At 38.8% G+C, this 25,964-nt stretch carries 30 protein-coding genes and 1 tRNA gene; 21 read left to right on the top strand and 10 right to left on the bottom strand.

What is annotated here, in order from left to right:
• Positions 1 to 33: 33 nt before the first annotated feature.
• The 3 genes from NSQ95_RS14235 to NSQ95_RS14225 all read left to right on the top strand — a co-directional run bounded on the left by NSQ95_RS14235 (position 34) and on the right by NSQ95_RS14225 (position 3,313).
• A complete protein-coding gene (locus tag NSQ95_RS14235; RefSeq protein ID WP_342559848.1) occupies positions 34 to 660 on the top strand; it encodes a nitroreductase family protein in 627 nt (208 codons plus the stop codon).
• Between the two features lie 357 nt (positions 661 to 1,017).
• Positions 1,018 to 2,253, top strand: coding sequence for an IS110 family transposase (locus tag NSQ95_RS14230; protein WP_340885901.1), 1,236 nt, complete (start codon positions 1,018 to 1,020; stop codon positions 2,251 to 2,253).
• Between the two features lie 352 nt (positions 2,254 to 2,605).
• Complete coding sequence (locus NSQ95_RS14225) at positions 2,606 to 3,313, top strand: DUF1541 domain-containing protein (protein WP_342559847.1); 708 nt, start codon at positions 2,606 to 2,608, stop codon at positions 3,311 to 3,313.
• A 300-nt stretch (positions 3,314 to 3,613) separates the two neighbouring features.
• Here NSQ95_RS14225 and NSQ95_RS14220 read toward each other — a convergent pair whose 3' ends face one another.
• The 4 genes from NSQ95_RS14220 to pssA are packed head-to-tail and all read right to left on the bottom strand — an operon-like array spanning position 3,614 to position 5,390.
• Positions 3,614 to 3,778, bottom strand: coding sequence for a hypothetical protein (locus NSQ95_RS14220; RefSeq protein ID WP_342559846.1), 165 nt, complete (start codon positions 3,776 to 3,778; stop codon positions 3,614 to 3,616).
• A gap of 38 nt (positions 3,779 to 3,816) precedes the next feature.
• A complete protein-coding gene (locus NSQ95_RS14215; protein WP_342559845.1) occupies positions 3,817 to 4,359 on the bottom strand; it encodes a GNAT family N-acetyltransferase in 543 nt (180 codons plus the stop codon).
• A 27-nt stretch (positions 4,360 to 4,386) separates the two neighbouring features.
• Positions 4,387 to 4,863 carry a DedA family protein gene (locus tag NSQ95_RS14210; protein WP_342559844.1) on the bottom strand — a complete coding sequence of 159 codons (477 nt, stop codon included), beginning with the start codon at positions 4,861 to 4,863 and terminating at the stop codon, positions 4,387 to 4,389.
• Entirely contained in the window at positions 4,860 to 5,390 is a 531-nt protein-coding gene (gene pssA / locus NSQ95_RS14205) for a CDP-diacylglycerol--serine O-phosphatidyltransferase (protein WP_342559843.1), read from the bottom strand. The genes NSQ95_RS14210 and pssA overlap by 4 nt, the downstream gene beginning before the upstream one ends.
• A 173-nt stretch (positions 5,391 to 5,563) precedes the next feature.
• Here pssA and NSQ95_RS14200 point away from each other — a divergent pair, with 173 nt between their 5' ends.
• Entirely contained in the window at positions 5,564 to 6,382 is an 819-nt protein-coding gene (locus tag NSQ95_RS14200; protein ID WP_342559842.1) for a MerR family transcriptional regulator, read from the top strand.
• 194 nt (positions 6,383 to 6,576) lie between these two features.
• The gene (locus tag NSQ95_RS14195; RefSeq protein WP_342559841.1) at positions 6,577 to 7,737 is read left to right on the top strand and encodes a DUF418 domain-containing protein; all 1,161 of its coding nucleotides are present in this window, start codon (positions 6,577 to 6,579) and stop codon (positions 7,735 to 7,737) included.
• A gap of 238 nt (positions 7,738 to 7,975) precedes the next feature.
• Here NSQ95_RS14195 and NSQ95_RS14190 read toward each other — a convergent pair whose 3' ends face one another.
• Positions 7,976 to 8,323 (bottom strand): Clp protease ClpB, encoded by a 348-nt coding sequence (locus tag NSQ95_RS14190; RefSeq protein ID WP_342559840.1) that lies wholly within the window; start codon positions 8,321 to 8,323, stop codon positions 7,976 to 7,978.
• Between the two features lie 487 nt (positions 8,324 to 8,810).
• Positions 8,811 to 9,014 (bottom strand): hypothetical protein, encoded by a 204-nt coding sequence (locus tag NSQ95_RS14185; RefSeq protein ID WP_342559839.1) that lies wholly within the window; start codon positions 9,012 to 9,014, stop codon positions 8,811 to 8,813.
• Positions 9,015 to 9,667: 653 nt separating this feature from the next.
• Here NSQ95_RS14185 and NSQ95_RS14180 point away from each other — a divergent pair.
• The 13 genes from NSQ95_RS14180 to NSQ95_RS14120 all read left to right on the top strand — a co-directional run bounded on the left by NSQ95_RS14180 (position 9,668) and on the right by NSQ95_RS14120 (position 21,170).
• Positions 9,668 to 10,846, top strand: a complete 1,179-nt coding sequence (locus NSQ95_RS14180; protein WP_342559838.1) for an ATP phosphoribosyltransferase regulatory subunit — start codon at positions 9,668 to 9,670, stop codon at positions 10,844 to 10,846.
• Positions 10,839 to 11,468 (top strand): ATP phosphoribosyltransferase, encoded by a 630-nt coding sequence (hisG, locus tag NSQ95_RS14175; RefSeq protein ID WP_342559837.1) that lies wholly within the window; start codon positions 10,839 to 10,841, stop codon positions 11,466 to 11,468. The genes NSQ95_RS14180 and hisG overlap by 8 nt, the downstream gene beginning before the upstream one ends.
• Positions 11,469 to 11,479: 11 nt before the next feature.
• Positions 11,480 to 12,763 (top strand): histidinol dehydrogenase, encoded by a 1,284-nt coding sequence (gene hisD, locus NSQ95_RS14170; protein ID WP_342560819.1) that lies wholly within the window; start codon positions 11,480 to 11,482, stop codon positions 12,761 to 12,763.
• Positions 12,760 to 13,356, top strand: a complete 597-nt coding sequence (hisB, locus tag NSQ95_RS14165) for an imidazoleglycerol-phosphate dehydratase HisB (protein WP_342559836.1) — start codon at positions 12,760 to 12,762, stop codon at positions 13,354 to 13,356. The genes hisD and hisB overlap by 4 nt, the downstream gene beginning before the upstream one ends.
• An 11-nt stretch (positions 13,357 to 13,367) precedes the next feature.
• Entirely contained in the window at positions 13,368 to 14,108 is a 741-nt protein-coding gene (gene hisA / locus NSQ95_RS14160) for a 1-(5-phosphoribosyl)-5-[(5-phosphoribosylamino)methylideneamino]imidazole-4-carboxamide isomerase (protein ID WP_342559835.1), read from the top strand.
• A 25-nt stretch (positions 14,109 to 14,133) separates the two neighbouring features.
• On the top strand, positions 14,134 to 14,760 hold the full coding sequence (hisIE, locus tag NSQ95_RS14155) for a bifunctional phosphoribosyl-AMP cyclohydrolase/phosphoribosyl-ATP diphosphatase HisIE (RefSeq protein ID WP_342559834.1): 627 nt from the start codon (positions 14,134 to 14,136) through the stop codon (positions 14,758 to 14,760).
• A gap of 76 nt (positions 14,761 to 14,836) precedes the next feature.
• Complete coding sequence (locus NSQ95_RS14150; RefSeq protein ID WP_342559833.1) at positions 14,837 to 16,366, top strand: tetratricopeptide repeat protein; 1,530 nt, start codon at positions 14,837 to 14,839, stop codon at positions 16,364 to 16,366.
• A gap of 69 nt (positions 16,367 to 16,435) precedes the next feature.
• Complete coding sequence (gene trxB, locus NSQ95_RS14145) at positions 16,436 to 17,386, top strand: thioredoxin-disulfide reductase (protein WP_340882670.1); 951 nt, start codon at positions 16,436 to 16,438, stop codon at positions 17,384 to 17,386.
• Positions 17,387 to 17,579: 193 nt separating this feature from the next.
• Positions 17,580 to 18,050: an 8-oxo-dGTP diphosphatase gene (locus NSQ95_RS14140; protein ID WP_340882672.1), complete on the top strand. Its 471-nt coding sequence runs from the start codon at positions 17,580 to 17,582 to the stop codon at positions 18,048 to 18,050.
• Between the two features lie 3 nt (positions 18,051 to 18,053).
• On the top strand, positions 18,054 to 18,938 hold the full coding sequence (gene rapZ, locus NSQ95_RS14135; RefSeq protein WP_342559832.1) for an RNase adapter RapZ: 885 nt from the start codon (positions 18,054 to 18,056) through the stop codon (positions 18,936 to 18,938).
• A 4-nt stretch (positions 18,939 to 18,942) separates the two neighbouring features.
• On the top strand, positions 18,943 to 19,920 hold the full coding sequence (locus tag NSQ95_RS14130) for a YvcK family protein (RefSeq protein WP_340882677.1): 978 nt from the start codon (positions 18,943 to 18,945) through the stop codon (positions 19,918 to 19,920).
• A 31-nt stretch (positions 19,921 to 19,951) separates the two neighbouring features.
• Entirely contained in the window at positions 19,952 to 20,893 is a 942-nt protein-coding gene (gene whiA, locus NSQ95_RS14125) for a DNA-binding protein WhiA (protein ID WP_169359708.1), read from the top strand.
• A gap of 19 nt (positions 20,894 to 20,912) precedes the next feature.
• The gene (locus tag NSQ95_RS14120; RefSeq protein ID WP_169359707.1) at positions 20,913 to 21,170 is read left to right on the top strand and encodes an HPr family phosphocarrier protein; all 258 of its coding nucleotides are present in this window, start codon (positions 20,913 to 20,915) and stop codon (positions 21,168 to 21,170) included.
• A 63-nt stretch (positions 21,171 to 21,233) separates the two neighbouring features.
• Here NSQ95_RS14120 and NSQ95_RS14115 read toward each other — a convergent pair whose 3' ends face one another.
• Both NSQ95_RS14115 and clpP read right to left on the bottom strand, forming a co-directional pair.
• On the bottom strand, positions 21,234 to 21,491 hold the full coding sequence (locus tag NSQ95_RS14115; protein ID WP_340882682.1) for a hypothetical protein: 258 nt from the start codon (positions 21,489 to 21,491) through the stop codon (positions 21,234 to 21,236).
• Positions 21,492 to 21,559: 68 nt separating this feature from the next.
• A complete protein-coding gene (clpP, locus tag NSQ95_RS14110) occupies positions 21,560 to 22,162 on the bottom strand; it encodes an ATP-dependent Clp endopeptidase proteolytic subunit ClpP (protein WP_251555768.1) in 603 nt (200 codons plus the stop codon).
• A gap of 171 nt (positions 22,163 to 22,333) precedes the next feature.
• On the opposite strand from clpP, the gene NSQ95_RS14105 reads away from it, so the two are divergent.
• A tRNA-Arg gene (locus tag NSQ95_RS14105) sits at positions 22,334 to 22,405 on the top strand.
• Positions 22,406 to 22,480: 75 nt separating this feature from the next.
• On the opposite strand, the gene NSQ95_RS14100 is transcribed toward NSQ95_RS14105, so the two are convergent.
• A complete protein-coding gene (locus NSQ95_RS14100) occupies positions 22,481 to 23,422 on the bottom strand; it encodes a catalase family peroxidase (protein ID WP_342559831.1) in 942 nt (313 codons plus the stop codon).
• Positions 23,423 to 23,588: 166 nt separating this feature from the next.
• Between NSQ95_RS14100 and NSQ95_RS14095 the strand changes: the two genes are divergently transcribed.
• Positions 23,589 to 24,242 carry a TPM domain-containing protein gene (locus NSQ95_RS14095; protein WP_340882686.1) on the top strand — a complete coding sequence of 218 codons (654 nt, stop codon included), beginning with the start codon at positions 23,589 to 23,591 and terminating at the stop codon, positions 24,240 to 24,242.
• A 21-nt stretch (positions 24,243 to 24,263) separates the two neighbouring features.
• Positions 24,264 to 24,710: a GNAT family N-acetyltransferase gene (locus tag NSQ95_RS14090; protein ID WP_342559830.1), complete on the top strand. Its 447-nt coding sequence runs from the start codon at positions 24,264 to 24,266 to the stop codon at positions 24,708 to 24,710.
• A 359-nt stretch (positions 24,711 to 25,069) separates the two neighbouring features.
• Here the strand turns inward: NSQ95_RS14090 and NSQ95_RS14085 are convergent, their stop codons facing one another.
• On the bottom strand, positions 25,070 to 25,477 hold the full coding sequence (locus NSQ95_RS14085) for a multidrug DMT transporter permease (protein ID WP_342559829.1): 408 nt from the start codon (positions 25,475 to 25,477) through the stop codon (positions 25,070 to 25,072).
• Positions 25,478 to 25,964 lie beyond the last annotated feature (487 nt).

The raw sequence follows: 25,964 nt of genomic DNA, 5'->3' as shown, positions 1-25,964 counted from the left end.
AAAATCATTAAAATTTGAAAAGGGGTTTTTTATATGCAAAAAACACATACAACAATCGACCAATTGATTCATGAAAGAAAATCAGTTCGTAAATATAAAGAAAATGTCGTTATTCCACATGAGGATCTACAAACTTTGTTACAAAAAGCAATTACAGCGCCTTCCTCAAGTAATATGCAACCATGGCGCTTTATAGTTATTGAGGACCAACAAGTTAAAAAAGAATTGCGACCAATCGCTAATAATCAAGAACAAGTAGAGACATCATCTGCTATTATCGCTGTACTCGGGGACCTAGAAATGTACAAAAATGCAGAAAACATTTATGATACTAATTTCGAAAAAGGCTATATGAGTAGAGAAATAGCTAGTTTCATGATTGAAAGCTCTCTTTCTTTATACGGAAATCTTCCTGAAGAAGTGATGAAAAACATTGTTCATTTCGATGCAGGACTTATATCCATGCAGATCATGCTATTAGCTAAGGACATGGGCTATGACACAGTGCCAATGGGTGGCTTTGACAAAGTGAAATTTGCGGAGAAATTTAATTTACCGCAGAATGAAATCCCTATTTTACTTATTGCTATTGGTAAAGCAGCAGCACCGGCTTATGGATCATCACGTCTTCCTCTTGAACAAATAGTAAGATATATTTAAAGGCTATGTTAAAGGTAAGGGTTGATTTAGAATACACATAAAAAATGAGCTAGGATATTTTATCCTGGCTCATTTAACTTTGATATTGTTTTTTACTAAAGCACCCTTTCGTATTATAAGGTTAGCCAGATATTTCTGGTTGACCTTTTTTTATATCGATATATGATTGCGGTAGCCGGGGTAGAACGTAAGCACCCGTGGGGCTAATGATCCCGTCAATTAAACAGTTCGCCCCCTACTTGTAGAAACATGATTGAGGCTGGTTGGGACTCTGATCTCGTATAACAAGCGAAGCTATGATACTACATGGAGGAATAGGGGTTACCGGTTAATTGTATGACAAGGAGGAAAATAATGATGAATCCAGTAATTGGTCTGGATGTGGCAAAAGGCGAAAGTCAGGTTCAAGCATTCTTGGAGAAAAAGCAACCGTACAAAAAGAGCTTTAAAGTGGCTCATACACTTGAAGGGCTTACAATTCTTTTAGAGTTTATTAGAGAAATAGAAGAGGCTTCTGGAGAAAGGCCCCCGATTGTTTTGGAATCTACAGGCCATTATCATACACCAGTTGTCCAATTTTTCGAAGAGAGAGGATATTTATTAATCATGGTTAATCCACTCGTTTCGTATCGAGCAAAGAGTTCAAGTTTACGTAAAGTAAAGACGGATATCATAGACGCTCGTCATCTCTGCGAGATGTTTTATAAAGAGGATCTAGAGCCTTATAAACAACGAGGAATCCAGCTCTTAAATTTACGTAACCTTACAAGACAACATGAAAATATTACTGGTATGTATGTACAAACCAAACTACAATTCCAGTCCGTTTTAGACCAAGTATTTCCTGAATACTGTGGTGTTTTTGGAGATTTGTATTCAGACGTTTCCTTACTTTCGCTCCAATCATTCCCTACTTCAGAGGAAGTATTGGCTACTAGTGAAGAAACAATCGCAAAAAAGATAAAAGAATTCTGTAAAAGCCGTTCGCAACAATGGGCAAACAGCAAGTCAGAAAAATTGAAGACAGCCGCAAATCGTAATCCATTTCAGAAAACCTTATACCACAGCCTTATTTTAAGCATGGATATGTATATTAAAATGCTTCTGGAATACAAAAAACACCTATCCAATCTGGAAGAAGAGATAGATGTTTTAGCGAAAAACATGGAAGAATATAAGATTCTCCAATCTATTCCCGGTATCGGCGAGAAAATCGCGGCAACGATTATTTCTGAGATTGGGGAAATCGATCGGTTTAATCACCCTAAAAAATTAGTTGCCTTTGCAGGAATTGATCCAAGTGTTTTTGAATCTGGTACATTCAAAGGTACTTTGAATCGGATTACCAAAAGAGGTTCTAGTAGACTACGACACGCCTTATATATGGCCGTAAAAAGTGCCATTCGTGATTGTCGCAAGAAGAAAACGACAGATGAACTCATTCCTCGAAATAAGAGGTTACGTGAGTTTTATGATAAGAAACGTGAAGAAGGAAAGCCCTTTAAAGTGGCTGTAATAGCATGTGCAAATAAGCTTTTACATTGGATTTATGCACTATTAAAAAGCAAGTCAGATTTCCAAGATCTAGCCTAGTTCAAAATATATCCAAATATCCTAAACCTTTCCAAACGTAGAAATTTGAAAGGTTATTTGGCATGCACAAATTTAGTATAGCATGAACTATTTTTGTTTTTCATTAATAAATATTGACAAACTATTGGCTGGTTTGATGGAATAAAAAAAACTCACTTATATATAGATAGTATATTATGGAATAATACTATATTTATTTTTCTCCACTTTAATGTAATATACATTTAAATCACTTTAATTCATGAATTTGCTTTATTCCTGTAAGAATATTTTTAAATAGTGTTACGCTAAAAAAAACATATTGACCAGATAACCATATACTAGCTTAAAAAAGTAAAAGGAAGAAAACTTTGTGAATTTTAATATGCAAAACGGTTTTGGTAGCAATCCTATGGAAATGGGAATGGATTTAACTAGTGACGCGCATCTAATAAAAGACATTTCAAGAGCAATTAATTTAGAAGTTCATGCTTATAATTTTTATCAAAGATTAATTCAATTAACTCCCAATGAACAGTTCAGACAGATTATTTTAAGAATACAGCACGATGAATTGAAGCATTATCATTGGTTCACAATGATTTTAAGGATGATGGGTGGGCAACAACCACAAATTACATTTGGGGAAATACCAAGAGATTTTAAAGAAGGTATCCAAAAAGCAATTCAAAATGAATTAGAGGCTGCTGCTTATTATCAGGATATTGCATCAAGAACAACAACTCATCATGTTCAAATGCACTTTATGCATGCCTCACATGATGAACAACGACATGCAACTTGGTTACAAAATATATTGATGATGGACAATATGAAAATGAATCATTCAAGTGCAGGAGAAATTCCAGAAGGTTTAAAAATAGCTGAAAATCCCGCTTTCCCAATAGGAAGTAAAGCTATTATAAATGCTGACCATATGCCTAACATGAAGGGTGCTGAAGCTACAATTGTTGGTGCTTATGATACAACTGTGTATATGGTAGATTATATTTCTACTACAGGAGAAAAAGTTAGAAATCATAAGTGGTTAATAGAAAGTGAACTATCACCACCAAAATAACTCGGTAATATTCTCCTGATTGTGCAAAAGGCTTAATAACTGATAAAAACCTTCCACTTGATCCTCACATTATATTGAAGAATCGCGCCCTATTGCTGAAAAAGGTTATTGAATTAAATAAAACAGAAAGTTTAAGTGTTATCACTTTTAGATCTAATCATTGTGCAATGATTGCCATAACTGCATGTATGTATGAATTACTTTTAATTGTTTTTATTCTTTTAAAGTACCTTATAGAATAGACTTTTTCAAAGTGTCTATTCTATAAGGTACTTTTCCCATTGCTAAAGGCTTCTATATTTATTGTTCCACTAAACGCCCATTTTCCAGCAACTGCTGATAATATGGATGCTCTTTTTGTAATGATTCATGCGTACCTTGACCAGATAAACGCCCGTTTTCAAAAACAAGAATTTGGTCGGCATTTGTAATGGTCGATAAACGGTGCGCAATGATGATCGTCATACGCCCTCCATAACTGCGACAGCTTCTGTTGCATTACTTTAACTACTTTCTGGCTTCATTACTTTTTCAAAACGGAAAAATTCATATTCTTCATCGGACTCTGGCTCTTCACCTTCCACATTTGGACCAGGATTGCCTTTATGATTGAATTCGACGATATGGAAGCCGCATTTATTGACATAAAAATGAATGTTACGCTTTTCAAAGTATGGTGTATGTAACTCCCACACTTTCGTTTTCGGGAAGGTGACCTCAATTGCTGCCCAAGCTTTCGTGCCAAGGCCTTTTCCGTCTGCACTTATATATAAAAAATCGACTTCATTGCGCTGCGTTTCCTCGTTAATGCGTAGCACGACGCCTCCGACCTTTTCACCAGCTAATACAATATGAAGAATGACAACACCCTCCGCATATAATGAATGCTGCATATCTTCCTCTGATGGAATTGGTCCCATTTCTGTTGGGTTCTCTGCACCTGGATAGCTATCTTGCAAGCCCTTCATAAATGCAGCCTGTAATTCCTCTTTAAATTTTGGTAACTCCTCTATTGTTACAGGTAATAGTGTAATTTGTGAATCCATGTTGTTTCACCTCCTATTATTTTTCATTTAAAAAATCCGTCCAATTGTTAAAAATAAGAAACTCCAAATAACAGCACTAATGCCTGCATAGAGTGTATAGCTTTTAAACGACATATGGGACATCCCACAAAAATATCCAGCAAGATGGCGCATTCCCGGTACAAAATAACTCACGATAATCGCTGGTGCACCATGCTTTTCTATCCAGCTTTCGGCTTTACTTCCCCATTTTTTTGTAACACTCATCCACCGACCAAGCCAATCAAGTAGTGGACGTCCTGCTCGTTTCCCAATGAGATAACTAAACATCATCCCACATAATGAACCGACAAACACGACCACAAACGTCAAGCTGTAATGAAGTAGGCCGATTTTTGTAAAATAGCCGACGAGTAAAATCATCAATTCATCTGGAATCGGCAGGCTAAATAAACCTAAAGCAAGTATGATAAAGATAGCGACATAGCCATAGCTAGTTATGAGCTCCTCAAATAATTCCATCATACTGTTTGTTCCTCTTCTGCCTTAACTTTTTTAGCATGTGGAAACTTTACATTACTGATCATTAAATAAGAAAGTAGGCATGTCGTAATGGCAACGAACGTAGGCGATAACAAATTTGTCACTAAAAGTAGACCGATCGCCGCTGCTGGTACAGGCAAGCCAATAAAAGTTGGTAAATTGCTCTGTGTCGCATTAAAGTGCGCTAAGCGAAGTGCTGCACACACGCTGTAAATAAGTACGAGGAATAAGCCTACCTGTCCTAAATCACTTAATAAAACGTGGTAAGCAAAAAGCGCTGGTGCTATCCCAAACGTTATAATATCAGAAAGTGAATCAAGCTCTTTTCCAAATGCGGAGACAGCCTCTAGCTGTCTGGCTGTCCAGCCATCAAATATATCAAACAGTAAACCAAACAAAATAAATCCAATCGCTGCATTGAAATTTCCCTCGAGCACTGCAAAGATTGATAACATCCCACAAGTAAAGTTACTAATCGTTAAAAGCGTTGGAAAAACGGTTTTTGGCATAAAAATCGTTCCTTTCTTGATGCAAACTAGCAAGATAAATAGGAACTAATATCTATTCATCAATAATCTTTGTTAGTCAAAGTGTTTTCTTGTCTTCCATGCACCTTCTTGTTATTCTTACAAAAAGAGTATAAACTATGGAGTTACTCCAGAGTAAAGGGGAAGAGACAAAAATGAAAACTTATCATCAAAAAACATTTACAACGGGCGAATTCGCTAAGCTTCTCGATATTAATAAAGACACACTATTGTATTACGATAAAATTGATTTATTTAAACCTGCGGGTATCCACTCTAACGGTTATCGCTATTATACATTTGAGCAGTTTGATCAGTTCATGGCGATACATTCGCTACGCCAAGTGGAATTACCGATTAAAGAATTAAAAACGTATTTTGAGGCACCGACAATCCATTCCTTACAGCAGCTCGCAATGAAGAAAAGTAAACAATTGGCACTGGAGCTAAAAAAACTACAGGACATTCAGTTTTTTTTACAGCGTGTCGTAGAATTGACAAATGAAATGAAAGACATTCCGTTTGGAGAAGTACTATTCAAACAATTACCTGAGGAATCTATTGTTTATAGCGAGGAAAAACTAGACTGGTCCTTGTCCATTGAGGATTTGTATCAACGCTCTAGCCAATTTCTTAAAGAACTCGGCGTGAAAAGCACTGCCGCACATGGAACCGTTTATGCAAAAGAGCAACTCTTTCAAGAGGAAGATGACTTACATCACTTATTTTGTCACGTAGACACGAGCAACGCGAAGAAAAAGCCAGCCGGATTATACGCCATCATCTACCATAAAGGACCATTCGATTTCATCGACGACACTTATACGCAACTAATCAATTCGTTAGCTACTCAAAACTTGGAAATGGACGGCGATGTGTATGAGGAATACTTACTTCATTCCATTGCTGCTCTAGAAGAAGAGGAGTTTGTAACGAAAATTAGTGTAAAAGTAAAACAAACTGTTACAGCTTAGCGTACGTGCATTATTCATGTGGAATTTTAATCGAAATCATTGCAAAAACACCTGTTCTGTGGAATAGGTGTTTTTTTATGGCTATTTTATACGTTATTTCAAAATAACTCTTTACTCTAGAGTTACTCCACCCTTTATACTCACCTTTAGTCACTCATTTCTGAATGATTAATTAAGTATTGGAGGTACAGCCTATGAAAACAAAAAACAAACTTTTACCAGAAACAAATCGAACTATTTCGATTGATATTTTACGAGGATTTGCCTTACTAGGTATTCTTCTCGTAAACATGCCTACCTTTAACAGCCCCGTTCTTTACATGGGCGGCTTTGAAGACAAGTCTAGTAACTTGGATTTTATTTTATCAAGTTTTGTCGAGCTATTTGCACAGGGTAGCTTTTACCCTCTTTTTGCGTTCATGTTTGGTTACGGCGCAATAATTATTGCTGAAAACTCGCTAAAAAAAGGCATTTCATTTCCAAAAATATTTTCCAAAAGACTGACTATCTTACTTGTAATCGGTCTTATCCACGCCTTTTTAATTTGGAGTGGCGACATCCTACTGATGTATGCACTAACAGGCTTCTTCTTCATTTTGTTTTATAAAATAAGCGGTAAGGCATTGCTTGGAACAGGAATCGCCCTTTATATTGGTTCCGCTTTCTTACCTCTACTTCAACGCATGCCAGAGGGCGACTTTTTGGAAGAATTTTCAGAGGGTGGGCAAAAATCGATTGCAGCCTATCGTGACGGCACATTTAGTGAGATTTTTTTACAGCGCTTTGCCGACTGGTGGAGCATGAGCACTGAAAATCACGCACTTGTAATGGCTGTCGGCGTGTTAGGTATAATGCTAATAGGGGCTGCATTCGCGAAACTAAAATGGCTATCCAATGCAAGCGCACATAAGCCTTTATTAAAGCGCTTGTTATTTGCTGGATTGATCTTAGGATTTGGGATTAAACTTTTAGGCTATGTCAATATGGAAAGCATGATATTTATCGGTTTTCAACAACTGGGTGGTCCACTTATTTCCCTTTTCTATATGATGAGCATTATTTTATTAGTCGAGCTACCATTCGCACGTAAACTGTTACAGCCTCTTTCCTACGTTGGACGGCTGTCGATGACAAACTATTTACTTCAATCGACGGTGATGACATTCATTTTTTATAGCTATGGTTTTGGCTTATACAACAGCATTTCTTACACGACAGGCTTTATGCTAGCCTTTGCCTTCTTTGCTCTTCAAGTATTATTTAGCAAATGGTGGGTATCCCAATACCGTTATGGACCAGTGGAGTACTTTTGGCGCTGGGGCACGTATGGGAAAAAGCCTATTTTTAAAAAATAAGCTGATTTCACTTAAATAGAGAGGTTGCGTGAAAAAATGAATTTCATGCAACCTCTCTGTCTAGTTTTTCCAACCTTATAGATTTTCTAACATAACTAGACAAGTGATTTAAATGACTTTTATATTTCCTATCTGATTACCTGAAAAGTGAACTGCCCCATAAATGTTAGTTGGTATCTAACATTTATGGGGCAGTTCAAAATGATGGCCATATTTTGCTAAAGCACGCGTTAGTGAATTAGTGGTGATCATTCTTATACTTCAACCATACATCTATCTCTGCTTTTAAGAATCTTTCCTGATTATCGATTTTTAAGTATGGAATAAATTGATAAGTGTCATAGCTACTTAATTTTGCCTTATCAAATTCATCTTTTTTAATAATGCCTTCTAATGATTGCTCACTTATCTGAAGATATTCGGAAAGTTGTATTTTAGTCATTAAATCAGGCATTGAATTCGTTACTGTTTGAGGATCACTTACCTTACTTAATGAATTTGAAAAGGTGCTATAAAAAATAAAAGAAGATATTACTACCGATATACCTAATATAAATGCACCAATTATATAAGTTGACTGTTTCAAGTCAAATCCCTCCATAAAATAAATTTATTAAACTGCATTATTTGGTCAAGAAAAAAGTGCAACCCCCTGCCTTGAAGTAAAGCACCCCCTTTGTTCAATAATTTACATATATTAACTTATTCAACACAATAGTATAAAAACCTTCTTAGTTAAACTAACCTGCTGCGTTAGTTTAAGTGCAACATTTCACAAACAAAACCACATCACGAAAAATCAACCCAAGCCTTTAATATAGCCTATTTAAACAAAAATAAGTGCGTAGGATAAAGCCTGCCTCTTAATAAAAATCAGTTCCAATTTTACTTCGTGTAAATTGGAACTGATTTTTTTGTAATGCCATACGTAACCAAAGCACCTCCTCAAACAAGAAATGTGAGCCTTATTTATATTTCCTGTTGCGGGTAAATATTATAGTCGCACCAACGAAAGAGACAAACATTAACCTCATTAAAGCAAGTCCAAAAGTAGACTCTTTTAAAAAGTAACTTTAAAAAACAATAGGTGTACCAATCATAGCAACGATTGAAGCGAACTTCATATAGAGGATAACTTTTGGAGAAACTTCCGGTGTTTCTTCGTACATCCAGCGTTTTCCCCATAATAAGCTTTCTTCAGGAAAATTGTAAGTCCAAATAAAGAAGGCATAAAGCGGTATCATTAAGACTACTACGATGAAGATTTCGCCTATCATATTGGTTCCCCCCGACAATTAAAGAATATAGATCACCCAAACTAAACAGCGGCTTTACTTTAATACGGTTGAGAATAGTGCAGGTTCCAAATTTAAAATGAATGAAACACTGGGGATAAGTAAAAGTATTTGGAGAACGCGGCAAAGTGTTGCGGAAAACAAGAATAGTGTTGCGCTAAATTCAAAAGTGTTGCGAAAAACGAATTAAGTGTTGCACGAAATTAAAGTGTTGCGAAAAAGGGTAGAAGTGTTGCACCAAAATCCGAAGTGTTGCACGAAATTCAAAAGTGTTGCGGAAAACAAGTTAAGTGTTGCGCCAAATTCAAAAGTGTTGCGGAAAACAAGTTAAGTGTTGCACGAAATTAAAGTGTTGCGAAAAAGGGTATAAGTGTTGCACCAAAATCCGAAGTGTTGCGTTAAATTCAAAAGTGTTGCGGAAAACAAGTTAAGTGTTGCGCGAAATACGAAAGTATTGCAGAAAACCCGATAACTGCGTGCCAAGCACTGAACCTGCTGGGGAGTGGTTTACTGAATTAAAAGAGCACTGAAATCTATAAGCTTATGAAGTTGACGAATAGTCTGAAATAGTATAAAATTTATTTAATTTATTATATTAGCACTCTACTACAGTGAAGTGAATTAGGGGTGGGACAATGAGTAAAATTCAAATGTTTGAGAAGCCGCTTGGGATGAGAGATTCATTCCCAGAGGTTAATGAGCAAAAAGAGTACATACGATCCGTCGCGAGAGATTTTATTCGCACCAAAGGATATGATTTTATAAAAACACCATCGGTCGAGTATTTTGAGACGATTGGGAAGGCGTCGGCAATAGACGAGTCGTCGTTATTTAAATTGGTGGATAACCAAGGAGAGATGCTCGTTTTACGACCTGATATGACGACGCCTATTGCTAGAATAGCAGCATCAAAGCTATTAAAAGAAAAGAATCCGCTTCGCCTTGCGTACTATGCCAATGTCTTTCGTGCGCAGCAACGGGAGGGTGGAAGACCAGCGGAATTTGAACAGCTAGGCTTAGAGCTGATCGGTGATTTTAGTCCTTACGGAGACAGCGAGATTATTTATACGGCTGTGGAGCTCATTAAAGCGTTAGGCGTGGATAATTTTCAAATTACGATTGGGCACGCGGGGCTTTTGACAGCTATTCTCTCAAATAATACAAACAAGTCGGAGCAGGTGGAAACGCTAAGAATGCTCCTAGTCGAAAAGAATTTTGTAGGATTTATGAAAATGCTGGATGACTTAGAGCTATCCGCTATTCAACAAGAGAATTTGACTATGCTGGTGGATCATACGATGGCAGCGAAATCCGTGGAAGATTTTAGACAGCTTTTGACAAACGAGCAGCAATATTTAGTGGATCAGATTATACAGCTCCAGCAGCTATTAGAGCTTCAGCTGAGTGATCCCTCTATTTATTCCTTCGACTTTTCATTAGCAAGCCATATGAGCTATTACACTGGCATGCTGTTTGAGATTCATGCCGCTGGCAGTGGCTTTCCTCTTGGAAATGGTGGAAGGTATGACGAGCTATTTAAGCAATTTGAACAAAATGTAGGGGCAACCGGCTTTGGATTAAGAGTAGATCGGCTGCTAGAGGTTCTCCCTAAAAAAGAGAAAAATGAAAAACATACACTTATTTTATTTGATAAAGGCTCCTTCCTAAAAGCTAATGTTCTAGCAGAGGCAAGACGTAGTATTGGGGAGCGCGTAACGCTTCAATATGAGGGCAGTGTCCATGATTTAGAGGCCTACCAATATAGCTTTCAGGAAATAATTAAGGTAGTAGAAGGTGGTTTTGCAGGTGAATGAATTAACGATTGCGATGCCGAAAGGGCGCATTTTTGAGGAAGCCTATCAACTATTTGTCGAAGCAGGGTTTAATTTACCAGCTGAAATTAGCGATTCTCGCAAGCTGATCGTAGAAGCGCCGGATGAGCGAATCCAGTTCATCTTAGCGAAGCCAATGGATGTCCCGGTTTACGTGGAACATGGGGTTGCTGATATTGGAATAGCTGGCAAGGACGTTTTACTGGAGCAGCATCGAGATGTGCATGAATTATTAGATTTACATATTAGTAATTGCTATATTGCAACAGCAGGACTGCCGCATACGGTGATGAATGAGATTGCCCCTCGTGTTGCAACTAAATATCCAACAATAGCCACTAATTTTTATAAGGAAAAAGGGGAGCAGGTGGAAATCATTGAGCTGAACGGTTCGATAGAGCTGGCTCCAATGATAGGCCTAGCCGACCGGATCGTGGATATCGTGTCGACAGGACAAACGCTAAAAGAAAACGGCTTAGTGGAATATGAAAGAATCGTGGATATATCCTCTCGATTAATCGTGAATCCTGTAAGCTATCGTGTAAAAAGTGAGCGGATTCGAGAGTTCGTTGCCAAGCTAAATAAAGAACTTCAAAAAAGGTAGGGAATACCATGATGAAAATAGAGAAGCTTACAGAAAGCCTCACATTACAGCGCTCTGTGGAGCAGGCTAATATGACTCACCTCACAACCGTTCGAGAGGTTATTTCAGAGGTACAAGCAAATGGAGACCAAGCGTTACTCGCCTATACAGAAAAATGGGATGGAGTTAAGCTTTCCAGTCTGAGGGTGTCAGAGGAAGAGATGGAGGAGGCGTTCATCGGCTTTGATCCTCAGCTGATAGAGGATTTGAAGGAAGCAGCGAATAATATTCGTACATTTCATGAGAAGCAGGCGAGACAAAATATTGAATTGGCTCTAGAGAAAAACTCGTTTATTCAATATAGAATCTCACCATTAGATGCAGTCGGCTTATATGTGCCAGGTGGGACAGCGGCATATCCATCATCCGTACTCATGAATGCGATTCCAGCCATTGTCGCAGGTGTAACTCGAGTAGTTATCGTATCGCCACCTTCTAAGGATGGCAGGCTTCCTGCTTCGGTTCTAGTCGCAGCAAAAATAGCTGGAATAACAGAAATCTATAAGGTAGGAGGCGCTCAAGCGATTGCGGCGCTGGCTTACGGAACAGAATCCATTCAACCTGTGGATAAAATAACTGGACCAGGTAACAGTTATGTGGCACTTGCGAAACGAGAAGTGTTTGGCAAGGTGGCAATCGATATGATTGCTGGGCCAAGTGAAATAGCGATTATTGCCGATGATACTGCCTATGCAGATGAGGTAGCAGCCGATTTATTGGCACAGGCGGAGCATGATGCCTTTGCGAGTTCGGTTTTAATTACCACTAGTGAGCGTTTAGCCAAGCAGGTCTCCATAGAAGTAGAGAGACAGCTACAGCAGCTTCCTCGTGAAGAAATTGCACGGGCCTCTATAGAAAACTACGGTCGTATCTATTTGGCACAATCACTTCAAGAGGCAGTCAAGGCAACTAATGAGCTTGCTCCTGAGCATTTAGAAATTATTACGGAAAATGCAATAGAGCTGAGTGAGCAGATCAAGCACGCTGGAGCTATATTCATCGGTCGATATAGCAGTGAGCCAGTCGGCGACTATTTTGCCGGTACGAACCATGTGCTTCCAACGAACAGTACGGCTCGTTTTTCAAGTGGCTTAAATATAGACGATTTTGTAAAGAAAACGAGTGTCGTGTATTATTCGGAGGAAATGTGGCAGGAGCAATATCCTAAAATCGCTCGTTTGGCTAGACTCGAGCAATTAGAGGGACACGCTCGATCTGTCGAATCAAGAAGCTGGGAGAAGGGGAATGCAAAATGAAACCAAATCGAATTGCTAAAATAGATAGAATGACCAACGAAACAAAGGTTTATGTAGATATTAATCTGGACGGAGAGGGCAAGGCGGATATTGAGACTGGTGTTCCTTTTATGGATCATATGCTGGACCTGTTTACGAAGCATGGCCTGTTCGATGCCACAATTAAAGCAAATGGCGATACACATATAGACGACCACCACACAACGGAAGATATCGGTATTGTATTAGGGCAAGCAGTAAAAGAGGCACTAGGAGACAAAAAGAGTATCAAGCGCTATGGAAATGCGTTTGTTCCAATGGATGATGCATTAGCCCAGGTTGTAATTGACATTTCAAACAGACCTCATTTAGAATTTAGAGCCCAGTTTCCAACGCAAAAGGTCGGAACATTTGATACGGAGCTGGTTCACGAATTTCTTTGGAAATTTGCTTTAGAGGCTCGTATGAACGTCCATGTCATTGTTCACTACGGAGCGAATACCCACCATATGATCGAAGCGATTTTCAAGGCACTAGCTCGAGCGATCGACGATGCCATTACAATAGATGATCGAGTGAAGGGTGTTCCTTCTACAAAGGGTCTACTTACATAAGGAGGAATTTCATGAGCTCAATACAAGTATATCCCGCAATCGATATGAAGGGCGGTAAATGTGTACGCCTGTATCAAGGGGACTATGAACAAGAAACTATATATGGAGATTCTCCATTTGATATGGCAAAAAAGTTTGTCGATGAAGGGGCAACCTGGATTCATTTGGTTGATCTAGACGGGGCAAAGGATGGCGAAAAGATTCATGCCAAGGAGGTTATCCGTATTGCGAAAGAGCTACCGGTTAACGTTCAAATAGGCGGAGGAATACGATCTAGCGAGGATGTGAGCTACTATCTTGATCACGGGGTCAATCGTGTCATTATAGGTAGTCTTGCCATTTCACAGCCAGAGCTTGTTGCCGATCTGATTCAAGAGTATGGCGGTGATCGAATCGTCATTGGGTTAGATGCGAAGGATGGCATGGTAGCAACACATGGCTGGCTGGAAACTTCTAGCCAGTCCGCCATTGAAGTAGGGCAATATTTTGCCTCTAAAGGTGCGAAACACGTTATTTTTACAGACATTGCGACTGATGGAACATTGCAAGGTCCCAACTTAAAAGCGAACAAAGAGCTAGCAGAAGCAACCGGACTGTCGATTATTGTATCGGGAGGAATCAGCTCCTTAGAGGACATCGAGGCAGTAGCGGAACTCTCTAAAATTTCTAGCGTTAGCGGAGTAATCACAGGAAAAGCGTTATACAACAATCGTTTTACATTAAAAGAGGCGCTACAAACAATAAGTAATTGAGCAAGCCTTGAAGGGGAGTAAGAACATGGCTACATTAACATTTGACGATAAAGGACTAATCCCAGTAATTGTACAGCATGCCGTTACAAGAGAGGTTTTAACGCTTGCATATATGAATGAAGAGGCATATGAAAAAACAGTGGAGACGAAAGAGGCATGGTTCTTCAGTCGGAGCAGACAAGAGCTTTGGCATAAGGGAGAAACCTCCGGAAATACCCAGAAGGTCGTATCGATTCAAACGGACTGTGACTCAGATGCACTCGTATTAGAGGTGCTACCAAGTGGGCCTGCTTGTCATACGGGAGAAGAGACATGCTTCCATAAGAGCCTAGAACAATTCGAGGAGGCGTCTGGCTATAATGTAATGACTAAATTGATTAAAACAATCGAAGAACGTCAACAAACAATGCCAGAAGGTGCTTATACTACTTACTTGTTTGAAAAAGGTGTCGATAAAATATGCAAGAAGGTCGGGGAGGAAGCCTCAGAGGTAATCATAGCCTCTAAGAACAATGATGCAGAGGAGCTGAAATGGGAAGCTGCAGATCTCATTTATCACTTGCTTGTTTTATTGCAAAACCAAAAAGTCAGCTACTATGATTTATTACAGGTGTTACAAAAAAGACATGAAGCGAAAGCAGATAAAAAATAATACTTTATGATATACTGAAAATATACTAATAAGGAGCGTTTCCGTAACGTTCCTTATTATTTTTCGGAGGAGTATCTTGAATAAAAAAAGAAGTAAGAAACTAGACAAAGAAAATATAATTTCATTTTTGCCGACTGGCGAATATTACTATAAAAAAGCATTAGATGAGCTTCAAAAAGATGAGTTACAAAAAGCACAAAAATATTTAAAGCGAGCAACTGATTTAAGTCCAGACGAACCAATGATCTTACTGCAATATGCGATCCTACAAATGGAGTTCGATAACTACGATTACGCGCATGAGCTACTGAGAAGCGCGTATTCACTCGATCCAAACGAAGGAGATATCATTTTCTTTTTAGCTGAGGTAAACGCCCATTTGGGAAACTTTATAGAGGCAAATCGCTTTGCCAAAATCTATTTAGAAAAGGAAGTTAATGGAGAATATATGGAGGAAGCAATGGAAATCATTGATTTCACCGAGCAGGAGGATATTGTGGACCTTCAGCTGGACACCCCTTCTAGTGAGGCGCTTTTCCTTCAAGAAAAAGCCCGACGCTTTATGGAGCAGGGTAAATTTGTAGAGGCAGTTGAGCTACTGGAATCAATCATTGCAGACCATCCGGATTTTTGGGCAGCGTTCAATAACCTAGCGCTTGCTTATTTTTATTTAGGAGAGGAAGAACAGGCTAAAGCATTACTGCACCAGGTATTACGAGAGAACCATGGGAATATCCATGCATTATGTAATTTGGCCGTTATTCACTACTATGAAAAAAATAACGAGGATCTGGAAGAAATCACAGCGCTCTTATCTAAAATAAATCCATATTTTATTGAGCATCGATACAAATTGGGTGCAACTTTTGCGTTAATAGGGAAATATGAACAAGCCTTCAAATGGTTGAGAAGCATTCAACGAAAAGGATTTGAAGCAGATCCGGGCTTCTATTTTTGGCTTTCTCATTCTGCTTATTTTGCAGGGCATGAGGAAGTGGCGCGTAATGCGTGGAAGGCGCTTTTAAAGCTGGATCCAGAAAAAGCAGGCTTCGAGCCATGGCTCCCACAAATGAAGGAGCTAGTAGAGCCAAATAACGAGGAACAAAAGAATTTAATCTTAGAAAAGCTAGAAAACAAAAATATTAGTGAACGTATTTTTGGTTTTTATCTATTAGGGAAGTCTCGTCATCGCCAGGAAATTATCGCACACCCTAAGTGGATTGTAGTGGAGGAACTGACTACAATGGAGAAATTGTTTTTAGCTAATTCTCTTGGGCATAAATTCGATGAGAAATCTCCGGCAGAAAAAGCATTTTTGAGAGCCATTGCAGCTACGGATTTACTTTATGACAACAACAAGTCACTGGAGCAGTCAGAGACACTGTTATTACAAATGTGGTTTGTGCTAGTAGAGCGTGCGCTAGAAAAAGGATATGGCTTTAAAAATCCGCGTGCTTTGGCAGCGGCGACTGAGTATATGTTCGTATCCTCACGAATGAAAAACGTGACGAAAAAACAATATGCGGAGCAATACGGAATCACTACAGCAACGCTCACGAAATATGTCAACGAACTAATCCAATTTTTACCTTTTTCTGACTCCTAAGCATATTAGTTGATGAAGGGTATAAAATTAGTTAGATTGTTGGTATGTAGTACGTAGGAGGAATTATCGATGACAACTGAAAATATATATGACGTGATTATTATAGGAGCGGGCCCAGCAGGTATGACAGCAGCTGTATATACTTCCCGTGCAAACCTTTCCACTTTAATGATTGAACGTGGAATTCCAGGCGGACAAATGGCTAATACAGAAGAGGTAGAAAACTACCCAGGATTTGAAACAATCTTAGGACCAGAGCTTTCTACTAAAATGTTCGATCATGCGAAAAAATTTGGTGCAGAATATGCATATGGTGACGTTTCCGAAGTAGTCGATAACGGAGACTATAAAACCGTAAAAGTAAGTGGTAAAGAATATAAAGCTTTAGCTGTTATCATCTCTTCAGGAGCTGAGTACAAAAAAATGGGTATTCCCGGCGAAACAGAGCTTGGTGGACGTGGCGTAAGCTATTGTGCAGTTTGTGATGGTGCTTTCTTTAAAGGGAAAGACCTAGTAGTAGTAGGAGGCGGGGACTCTGCAGTTGAAGAGGGTGCTTTCTTAACTAAGTTTGCGAACAAAGTAACAATCATACATCGTAGAGATAAGCTTCGCGCTCAAAAAATTCTACAAGATCGAGCTTTTGCTAATGAAAAAATTGATTTTATTTGGAATACAACATTAAAAGAAATACACGGGACAGACGGTAAGGTTTCTAGCGTTACCTTAGTATCGACAGTGGACGGCTCAGAAAAAGAATTTTCGACAGACGGCGTATTCGTATATGTTGGAATGCTACCACTTACAAAACCATTTCATAGCCTTGGCATCTTAAATGAAAATGGTTATATCGTTACAAACGAGAAAATGGAAACAGCAGTACCTGGTATCTTTGGGGCAGGAGACGTTCGTGATAAAATGCTTCGTCAAATTGTCACAGCAACAGGTGATGGTAGTGTAGCAGCTTTATCAGCTCAGCACTATATTGAGCATTTAAAAGATAAAAACACATCAAATATTTAATTTAATTTTATCTTAATTTAACTGTAACTGTTCTGAAATATATTAAGTGTATAGTAAAGTATATAAATTGACCCCCTTTTTATATATGCAAGATTTGAACAGGCTGTTTTGCGATTTAAATCGTGAAGCAGCCTCTTTTTGTGCAAATTCATGTATAATATAAGGTAACTACAGACAAATGGAGTGACCATACGTGCAAAGAATCGCTAATTTACTTATTTGTAAAGACGACAAAGTTTTGTTATTAAAGAAACCACGTAGAAATTGGTATGTTGCACCTGGCGGAAAAATGGAAGAAGGAGAATCTATTCTTATTTCTGCGGTTCGTGAGTTTACGGAAGAAACAAACACTGTACCGATCAATCCACATTTAAAGGGAATCTATACAATGCTCATTGAAGAGGATGGGAAACGTCTAGATGAATGGATGTTATTTACCTTTATCGGCACAGATATAGAAGGAACTCCATATAAAGAAACTAAAGAAGGTGTGCTCGAATGGCACCCGGTTGAAGATTTGGCACATCTTCCGATGGCAGAGGGAGATCGAACAAATCTATTGTTTGCTGTAAAGGAACAGGGTATGCAATACGGTACTTTTGTATATACGCCAGATTTCGCATTAATAAGTGAAACTATTCAACAATCATGGGAGGATAAATAGACAGTGGAAACTCAGCAGAAGCCAGAAACAGAAGTAGTCATTATTACTGGAATGTCGGGAGCAGGCAAAACAGTAGCTATCCAAAGCTTTGAAGATCTAGGGTATTATTGCATAGACAATCTTCCTCCTGAGCTCCTAAGCACTTTTATCAAGCTAATGATTGAGTCTAATCAGCAACCGCGAAATATAGCAGCGGTAATGGATTTGCGTGGAGGAAAAATGTTTCATTCACTCGTTGACTCCGTTAACCAACTTCAAGAAGCAACCTCTGTAACTCCTAAGGTGTTGTTTTTGGATGCACAGGATGAGGTTCTTGTCCGAAGATATAAGGAAACAAGACGCTCCCATCCTTTAGCAAATGCAGGATTGCCATTAGAAGGTATAAAAAAGGAAAGAGAACTACTTTCTGACTTAAAAGGCAGAGCACAATTTATTTATAATACATCCAAGATGAAGCCACGCGAGCTTCGTGAAAAAATTCAAGAGGAATTTTCTACAAATGGGAGCCAGGTCTTTACGGTGAACGTTATGTCCTTTGGATTTAAGCACGGAATTCCTATTGATGCAGATTTGGTTTTTGACGTTCGTTTCCTTCCAAATCCGTATTATATCGAGGAGCTTCGCTTAAAATCAGGACTAAACGAAGAAGTTTCTAGCTACGTTTTAAAATGGGCAGATACGAAGACACTTATCGAAAAACTAAAAGACTTGTTTGCCTTTATGATTCCGCAATACAAGCGAGAAGGCAAGACGCAGCTTGTGATTGCCTTTGGCTGTACGGGCGGTCAGCACCGTTCTGTAACACTAGCAGAATATTTCGGTAAGGTTTTTAAGGAAGACGATGAAACAGTAATAACTCATAGAGATGTTACTATCAGGAAGGAATGACTTAATGGGTCGTACAAAACACCGTAAAAAAATAGTCATCATTGGTGGTGGTACTGGCTTATCTACCTTGCTTCGAGGACTAAAAAAACTTCCATTAGATATTACTGCCATTGTTACAGTTGCAGATGACGGAGGAAGCTCAGGTAGATTAAGAGATGATTATGATATTCCACCACCCGGTGATATCCGTAACGTCTTAGCAGCCTTATCAGAGGTAGAGCCGCTCGTAGAAGAAATGTTTCAGTTTCGCTTCACTAATTCCAGCGAACTCGAGGGACATTCCTTAGGCAATCTAATGATTACTGCTTTAACCTCGATTACAGGAGATTTCGCACATGCAATCACGGAAATGAGCCGTGTTTTAAATATTCATGGAAAAGTGCTTCCTGCTGCCAATCAGCTAGTGACGCTCCATGCACAATTTGAGGATAAAACTATTGTTACAGGGGAATCTAAAATACCGGACTATGGGAAAAAGATAGAAAAGGTATTTATTACTCCTGATGATGTAAAGCCACTGCCAGAGGCAATTAACCTAATCCGCCAAGCGGATATTATAGCAATTGGACCAGGTAGCCTTTATACTAGTATTTTGCCTAATCTCTTAGTCGAAGATATTCGTAAGGCAGTCATCCGTTCGAAGGCTAAAAAAGTGTACATTTGCAATCTGATGACACAAGCTGGGGAAACGAATAACTATACTGCGTATGATCATGTAGAAGCATTGATCGACCATGTAGGCGAGAACTTTATAGACTCTTTGTTGATAAGTAATGAGGAAATTCCTGAAAATGTTCAGTATTTATATAAGCAGGAGAAGGCTTCTCCCGTTAAAATTGATATAGAGAAATTAGAAACACTAGACATAGAAATCGTTAAAAAGGACATTTCCATCGTATATAATGGCGCTGTCCGTCATGATGCGATAAAAGTAGCGGAATGGCTATACGAATATGCAGGCCAAAAAGGATCTAAACAATAGAGAGGCTCTGCAAGAAAGGGGGAAACGTTATATGTCGTTTGCTTCTGAAACAAAAAAAGAGATGACACAGGAGGAGGCTGAGCCTTGCTGTTCGAAGGCTGAGCTTTCAGCGCTCATCCGTATGAATGGATCTCTTTCTTTTAGCAACAAAATGCTTAGCTTGGATGTCCAAACCGAAAATGCGGCGATTGCCCGAAGGCTTTACACGTTGATCAAATCGTTATATCAGCTGAACGTAGAAGTGCTTGTTCGTAAAAAGATGCGTCTTAAAAAGAATAATGTCTATATTTGCCGAGTAAGAGAAGGATCCAAGAGGCTACTTGAGGATTTAATGATCTTGAAGGAAGGCTTTGAATTTGAGTATTCGATTTCACAGGAGCTTGTCAAAAAGAACTGCTGTAAAAGAGCTTACCTACGTGGAGCTTTCTTAGCAGGAGGCTCTGTCAATAATCCAGAAACTTCCTCTTATCACTTAGAAATTTACTCCTTATATAAAACACATAGCGATGCATTAGTCGATTTAATGAACTTTTATGAATTAAATGCAAAAACCATTGAACGTAAAAAAGGTTTTGTGGCATATTTAAAGGAAGCAGAAAAAATTTCTGACTTTTTAAGCATCGCTGGAGCACATCGTGCCCTCTTAAAATTTGAGGATGTGCGAATCATCCGAGACATGCGGAACAGTGTCAATCGCTTGGTCAACTGTGAAACGGCCAATCTGAACAAAACCATCAGTGCAGCTATCCGACAAGTGGATAACATCCGTTTTATCGATAATGCAATCGGGCTGGACCAATTGCCTGAGAAGCTTCGAGAAATTGCCCGTCTTCGTGTCGAGTATCAGGATGTAACCCTAAAGGAGCTAGGCGACATGGTATCCACTGGAACTGTAAGTAAATCAGGTGTTAACCATCGCTTGCGTAAGCTGGATGAAATAGCAGATGCTTTAAGAAGAGGCGAATCAATTTAAAGAAATGGGGCTAAGGATTATGGCGGAACAACAGGTCGAAGTAAAATTACAATCAGGACTACAAGCGAGACAAGCAGCTTTATTTGTACAAGCAGCGAATCGTTTTATAGCAGATGTGTTTCTTGAAAAAGATGACAAAAAGGTAAACGCTAAAAGTATCATGGGAATCATGAGCCTTGCGATTGGCAAGGGCGCTACTGTTACTTTGAGTGCTGAAGGCTCTGATGAAGAGGAAGCTGTGGAATCATTAGTTAAGTTCATTTCTAATGCTGAATAAGATAAAGAGAGCTGTTATCTAGTCCGCATGGATTAGATAACAGCTTTTTTTTGTAGAATGACATTAAATATGGTTAAGAACTTTATCTACATATTTTTTTGCAGGAACTAGTCCCATGCCAGTTTCATTCCGAACAAGCTTGACCATTTCAACCTGGCTGCTGTCATTATTATTCATCTCTACGATTTGTTTTTCTAGGGCTTTGTCTCCTTTAAACGGAAGGGCCTGTTGTGATTCTAATTTTTTTATTTTGCTTTGTAGACTTACGATGTAAATGACTAAGGACAATATGATTAACAGAGAACTTATTGTATATAGCAAATTGAACACGACCTTTCATCTATTTTATAAAAAAATCCAAGGCAGTGAATCACTGCCTTGGATTTATATTATTTTAAATCTTTTTTCATGTCGCTACGTGAAATGATATGGTCGATTAGACCGTATTCTAATGCACGCTCTGCTGGCATGAAGTTATCGCGATCTGTGTCTTTTGAAACGACTTCAATCGGTTGACCAGTACGTTCAGCCATAATTTGGTTTAACTTGTCGCGTAGGTATAAGATACGTTTTGCTGCAATCTCGATTTCCGTTGCTTGCCCTTGAGCTCCACCAAGTGGTTGGTGAATCATAACCTCAGCATTTGGAAGTGCATAGCGTTTGCCTTTTGTTCCAGCTGTAAGTAAGAAAGCACCCATTGATGCTGCCATACCGATACAAATAGTTTGTACGTCTGGTTTAATGAATTGCATTGTATCATAGATAGCCATACCTGCTGTGATACTTCCGCCTGGGCTATTGATATAGATAGAGATATCTTTTTCTGGATCTTCTGCTTCTAGGAATAAAAGCTGTGCAACGATCGAGTTTGATACGTTGTCATCAATCGCGCTACCAAGCATGATGATGCGGTCTTTTAATAATCTAGAATAAATGTCATACGCACGCTCGCCGCGATTTGTTTGTTCAATAACTGTAGGAATTAAATTCATCCTGGATTGCCTCCTTCAAGGTAATTGTTAGTGTTTTTTAGTGTTTACTGAGAAATTCTGCCTCAGTTGTAACTTTATCATACATGGAATGGTCAAGGAAGGTCAAATATTAAGCTTTGAAATGTTTACTTGAATTATTCCTATACCATTTGTATAATAGAAAGGTCGCTTGCCCCTGTAGTTTAATGGATATGACGTAAGATTCCGGTTCTTGAGATGGGGGTTCGATTCCCTCCAGGGGCGTCTATAACAGTTAGAAACACTCGAATTCGTTCGAGTGTTTTTTTATGCTCATTTAACTATGTGTTTGGGGCTTTCTTATTCATTCTTACTTCTCCTCTCATATGATTCAGCATATGCTCCACTTCGAAAGTGTAGTATGGGATCGTCTGTCAGCTCGATTCCCTTTGGAACAATCGTTGGGTCGAAAACAATGTCTTCCTTAGGATGTATTTTATTTCTAATTTCCAAACGACCTATATTCACTTTTCTTCTATCCTCTGGCCACATATCGGTCGCATCGTTTGGGTTATCCCCTTCCTCTGCTAAGCGGATGAATAGATCAAACTGGATTGGCCCCCGTTTTAATCGGTCGTCGAGCTCATCCGTCAAATAGTTGGCTGAAATCGATTTGCTTGTTAGAGCAGGATCCTTTGTTTCATCGACAGGGACCCATTCGTATTTGATTGCTTGGCGTTCGCCGTCTTTATTAACAAAATAAAAGGCGTGGATAGGATAGTAGTGGAGCTCCGCGTAACTAGTAGGCGGCTGCTTTGCCTGCTCCTTAATAATTTGAATAACCTTCTCGCTATGTGGATATTTCTTAGAAACCAGCTCCACCATATTGATGGCTCGGTCGATTGTCTTGATGCCTGTTTTTTTATCCGTAAAGATTTCAATCATATCGATAAATTCTCTAGGACTGCTTGTGACGAACATCGGTACGGTAGAACTCACTAAATTGGTGAAGCTTCCATCGGGTAGCTGAAATTGAACGGCGAGCCCTTTGGCGGGAACAAGATAATCGACGGAGGCAGGGTTAGGGGGGCTATTGGAAAAACGAGCAGTAGCAGGAATTGCTTCTCTATGAAGATGGGGCGCAACCGTATAGGGTACAGCATTCCCATTTGGAAGAAATGTTGCCTCATACATATCCCCCTTAGCGTGTGCGCGCCTCGCTCCAGGGAATTTTCCTTGAATCTGCTCCAGTGCATCAATGGCTTCTTTTGGTGTTAAATCCTCGTTATGTACTTGGTCCATTTGTTTACCTCCTTTATTTACTGTCTAATCTATATCATTACCACTCTTTTCCTATATTAAACTCGTAAAAGGGACTTCTAATAGTCATAATTCATGTATAATATAATTAACTTGTCAGAATAAAATAAAAATGATGAGACTGCAGGCTGAAAGGGGAATGGCACTGTTGAAAAAAACAATACATCTGCTAGTTATAACCTTCCTTATTTTGTTGTTCTCTCCTTTAAGTACAGGGGCTACTGGGGATATTTCAAAGGATACCTATTTAGTAGATGAAGAGAACTTTTTAACAGAAGAAACGAAGCAGGAAGTAAAAATAATGGGAGAAAAATTAAAAAAAGGAACGACCGCTCAACTGGTTGCGATGATTATCGAGCATGTAGGAGACCAGTCGGCAAGTGAATTTAACATGGATATCATACGAGAGAACCAAATAGGAAGTGTACGAAATAAGAATGGCTTACTATTTTTAATCGAGACGGATCCGGTTAACGGGGGAGGTCCGGCAGTAGAGATTACAGTGGACCGTGACTTGGAAAAAGCACTTTCAGATGCCAAAATAGACCAGATAATCGATCGGTATACGATGCCTTATTTAAACCAAGGTTTAATCGATGAGGCTGTAATCTCCACCTATCAGGCTTTGTCCAATGAGGTTTCCAAGCATTACGGTATTACAGAGGGGCTAACGAAGCCACAACCATATACGAGTAACAGCCTACAGGACAGTATCTCGATCCCAACCATAATCATCATCCTTTTAGTCATCTTCCTCCTATCTAGAATGGTAAATGGTAAAAGAAAAAAGCAGAGAGATTAACAAAAGAAACGGGGAAATGGAATGAAACTAGTAGAAATAAATAAGGATAACTGGCTGAAAACGGTCCTTCTCACAACTAACGAGGATGGCAAAGGAACCGTAGTAGAAAAATTTGTTGCCTCCAACGCATTATCCATCACCCAATCAGTCTATGAAACTGGATGGACTATAAAAGGTATCGAGGCAGAGGACAAGCTCATCGGCTTTGCCATGTACGGGTTTGATGAAGAAACTGCAAACTACTGGATATGCCGCTTTATGATCGATCATAAAAGCCAAGGAAAAGGCTATGGCAGAAAAGCAGTAGAGCTAGTGCTGGATGAAATGAAGCAATTGGACGGCTGCAATTCCATCTATTTATCCACAGAGCCGGAAAACGAAATAGCCATCAAGCTCTATGAAAGCCTCGGCTTCGAAAAAACAGGAAATATCAATGAAGGCGAAGCAGAGTTTGTCTTAAAGGTTTAGAGAAATTAAGGTGGGAGAAATAGATTAACTGGCTCTGTACACGGCGAGAGTATGTAAAAAAGCGAACCGAATGGGGATACAATTTCCACTTGTATTGGTGTTATATCAATGTTTAAGCAATTATCAGTAGAAAATAACAATACGATTGGTAAACAGTAACAGCACATAAATTTATTTGCTTCTTCTAATTGCACTGCTAATAATTATCTTCCACATAGATTCTCATAATGGAATAAACAATAAAAATTCCTTCTTTTATAAAGTAGGAATTTTTATTGTTTTAATATATTTTGTATTGCTTAAAAGACTAGTTCCGCATAGTGAACTTAAAAAGTGAGACGACCTATATAAATTCCCGTTTAATATATGTTAGACGGATATTTTTGATTGATTTCTAATGGATTCGAGCGCATGACTAATATAAACCAGATGGCAAAACCAAGATAAACTAATGTCATAATAACAATTATAAAATGAAACTGCTCCATCAACTGCCGGAGTAAGGCAAAAAAGACAACGACGCAATGTATCAGATTTCCCAATACGACAGGTTTGTTATAGATGCCGCCAATTAGGGAAGAACGTGTAAACCAGTTCAACATTGCAAAACCTAAATATAGTCCTCCGATGATTTGCAGAAGAATCAGAGTAATGGGCGAAGGGTCAATCCCTAATACATTTGAAATTTCTTCGGGAATAAAGGTTCCTGCCAACCCCAACAAACCCATCACTACAGCACTACTAATCAAAAGCCATCTTGTTTTCATTTTTTTCCCCTTTGCATCTAGTCTTGAAATTTTGTACACAGTAACGAAACAAGGTATATTAGCTTCAAAATGTATTAAACCAGGAGTACAGTCTTAAGTAATTTTACAGGATATCGTTAAACGGCATCCTAGAAACATAAAATTGCCTCCCTTTAAGATATCGATGAAAGTTTTAGCAACTTTGGGCGAGGGGGTGTGACATCGAATATTCATTTAAAGTTCTTTTATCCATAAGAATATTTCCCCACCGAACAACAATCGTTAAATTAACCTTGATATAACCTCTGTATAGATAATTTATTATATTCAACGAAACTCCACTTTTTACCTTTATGGAAGAGCTAGCTTCAACAAAATTTTGACGTTCTCTAATCAAGAGCATTTCAGCAGCAAGAATGACTTTCTTTTCTCATGTTTTTTGGTCATGCTGGTTTAACTAACTCGCGGCTCTTTTGGGGGTAGTGGTAGGGGTTTGTAGTAAAAAACG

The organism is Psychrobacillus sp. FSL W7-1457, assembly GCF_038593405.1.
Lineage (GTDB): Bacteria > Bacillota > Bacilli > Bacillales_A > Planococcaceae > Psychrobacillus.
Note: the sequence above shows the minus strand (reverse complement) of the source record. Positions and strands in the feature narration are given on the sequence as shown.

Excerpts from the sequence above, each read along its gene's own strand:
- NSQ95_RS14215 (WP_342559845.1), bottom strand. The coding sequence starts at position 4,359 with ATGGATTCACAAATTACACTATTACCTGTAACAATAGAGGAGTTACCA.
- NSQ95_RS14185 (WP_342559839.1), bottom strand. The coding sequence starts at position 9,014 with ATGATAGGCGAAATCTTCATCGTAGTAGTCTTAATGATACCGCTTTAT.
- NSQ95_RS14180 (WP_342559838.1), top strand. The coding sequence starts at position 9,668 with ATGAGTAAAATTCAAATGTTTGAGAAGCCGCTTGGGATGAGAGATTCA.
- NSQ95_RS14130 (WP_340882677.1), top strand. The coding sequence starts at position 18,943 with ATGGGTCGTACAAAACACCGTAAAAAAATAGTCATCATTGGTGGTGGT.
- whiA (WP_169359708.1), top strand. The coding sequence starts at position 19,952 with ATGTCGTTTGCTTCTGAAACAAAAAAAGAGATGACACAGGAGGAGGCT.
- NSQ95_RS14090 (WP_342559830.1), top strand. The coding sequence starts at position 24,264 with ATGAAACTAGTAGAAATAAATAAGGATAACTGGCTGAAAACGGTCCTT.
- clpP (WP_251555768.1), bottom strand. The coding sequence starts at position 22,162 with ATGAATTTAATTCCTACAGTTATTGAACAAACAAATCGCGGCGAGCGT.
- pssA (WP_342559843.1), bottom strand. The coding sequence starts at position 5,390 with ATGCCAAAAACCGTTTTTCCAACGCTTTTAACGATTAGTAACTTTACT.
- hisD (WP_342560819.1), top strand. The coding sequence starts at position 11,480 with ATGAAAATAGAGAAGCTTACAGAAAGCCTCACATTACAGCGCTCTGTG.
- NSQ95_RS14220 (WP_342559846.1), bottom strand. The coding sequence starts at position 3,778 with ATGACGATCATCATTGCGCACCGTTTATCGACCATTACAAATGCCGAC.
- NSQ95_RS14085 (WP_342559829.1), bottom strand. The coding sequence starts at position 25,477 with ATGAAAACAAGATGGCTTTTGATTAGTAGTGCTGTAGTGATGGGTTTG.
- NSQ95_RS14120 (WP_169359707.1), top strand. The coding sequence starts at position 20,913 with ATGGCGGAACAACAGGTCGAAGTAAAATTACAATCAGGACTACAAGCG.
- NSQ95_RS14200 (WP_342559842.1), top strand. The coding sequence starts at position 5,564 with ATGAAAACTTATCATCAAAAAACATTTACAACGGGCGAATTCGCTAAG.
- hisIE (WP_342559834.1), top strand. The coding sequence starts at position 14,134 with ATGGCTACATTAACATTTGACGATAAAGGACTAATCCCAGTAATTGTA.
- NSQ95_RS14210 (WP_342559844.1), bottom strand. The coding sequence starts at position 4,863 with ATGATGGAATTATTTGAGGAGCTCATAACTAGCTATGGCTATGTCGCT.
- NSQ95_RS14230 (WP_340885901.1), top strand. The coding sequence starts at position 1,018 with ATGAATCCAGTAATTGGTCTGGATGTGGCAAAAGGCGAAAGTCAGGTT.
- hisA (WP_342559835.1), top strand. The coding sequence starts at position 13,368 with ATGAGCTCAATACAAGTATATCCCGCAATCGATATGAAGGGCGGTAAA.
- trxB (WP_340882670.1), top strand. The coding sequence starts at position 16,436 with ATGACAACTGAAAATATATATGACGTGATTATTATAGGAGCGGGCCCA.
- hisB (WP_342559836.1), top strand. The coding sequence starts at position 12,760 with ATGAAACCAAATCGAATTGCTAAAATAGATAGAATGACCAACGAAACA.
- NSQ95_RS14235 (WP_342559848.1), top strand. The coding sequence starts at position 34 with ATGCAAAAAACACATACAACAATCGACCAATTGATTCATGAAAGAAAA.
- NSQ95_RS14100 (WP_342559831.1), bottom strand. The coding sequence starts at position 23,422 with ATGGACCAAGTACATAACGAGGATTTAACACCAAAAGAAGCCATTGAT.
- NSQ95_RS14195 (WP_342559841.1), top strand. The coding sequence starts at position 6,577 with ATGAAAACAAAAAACAAACTTTTACCAGAAACAAATCGAACTATTTCG.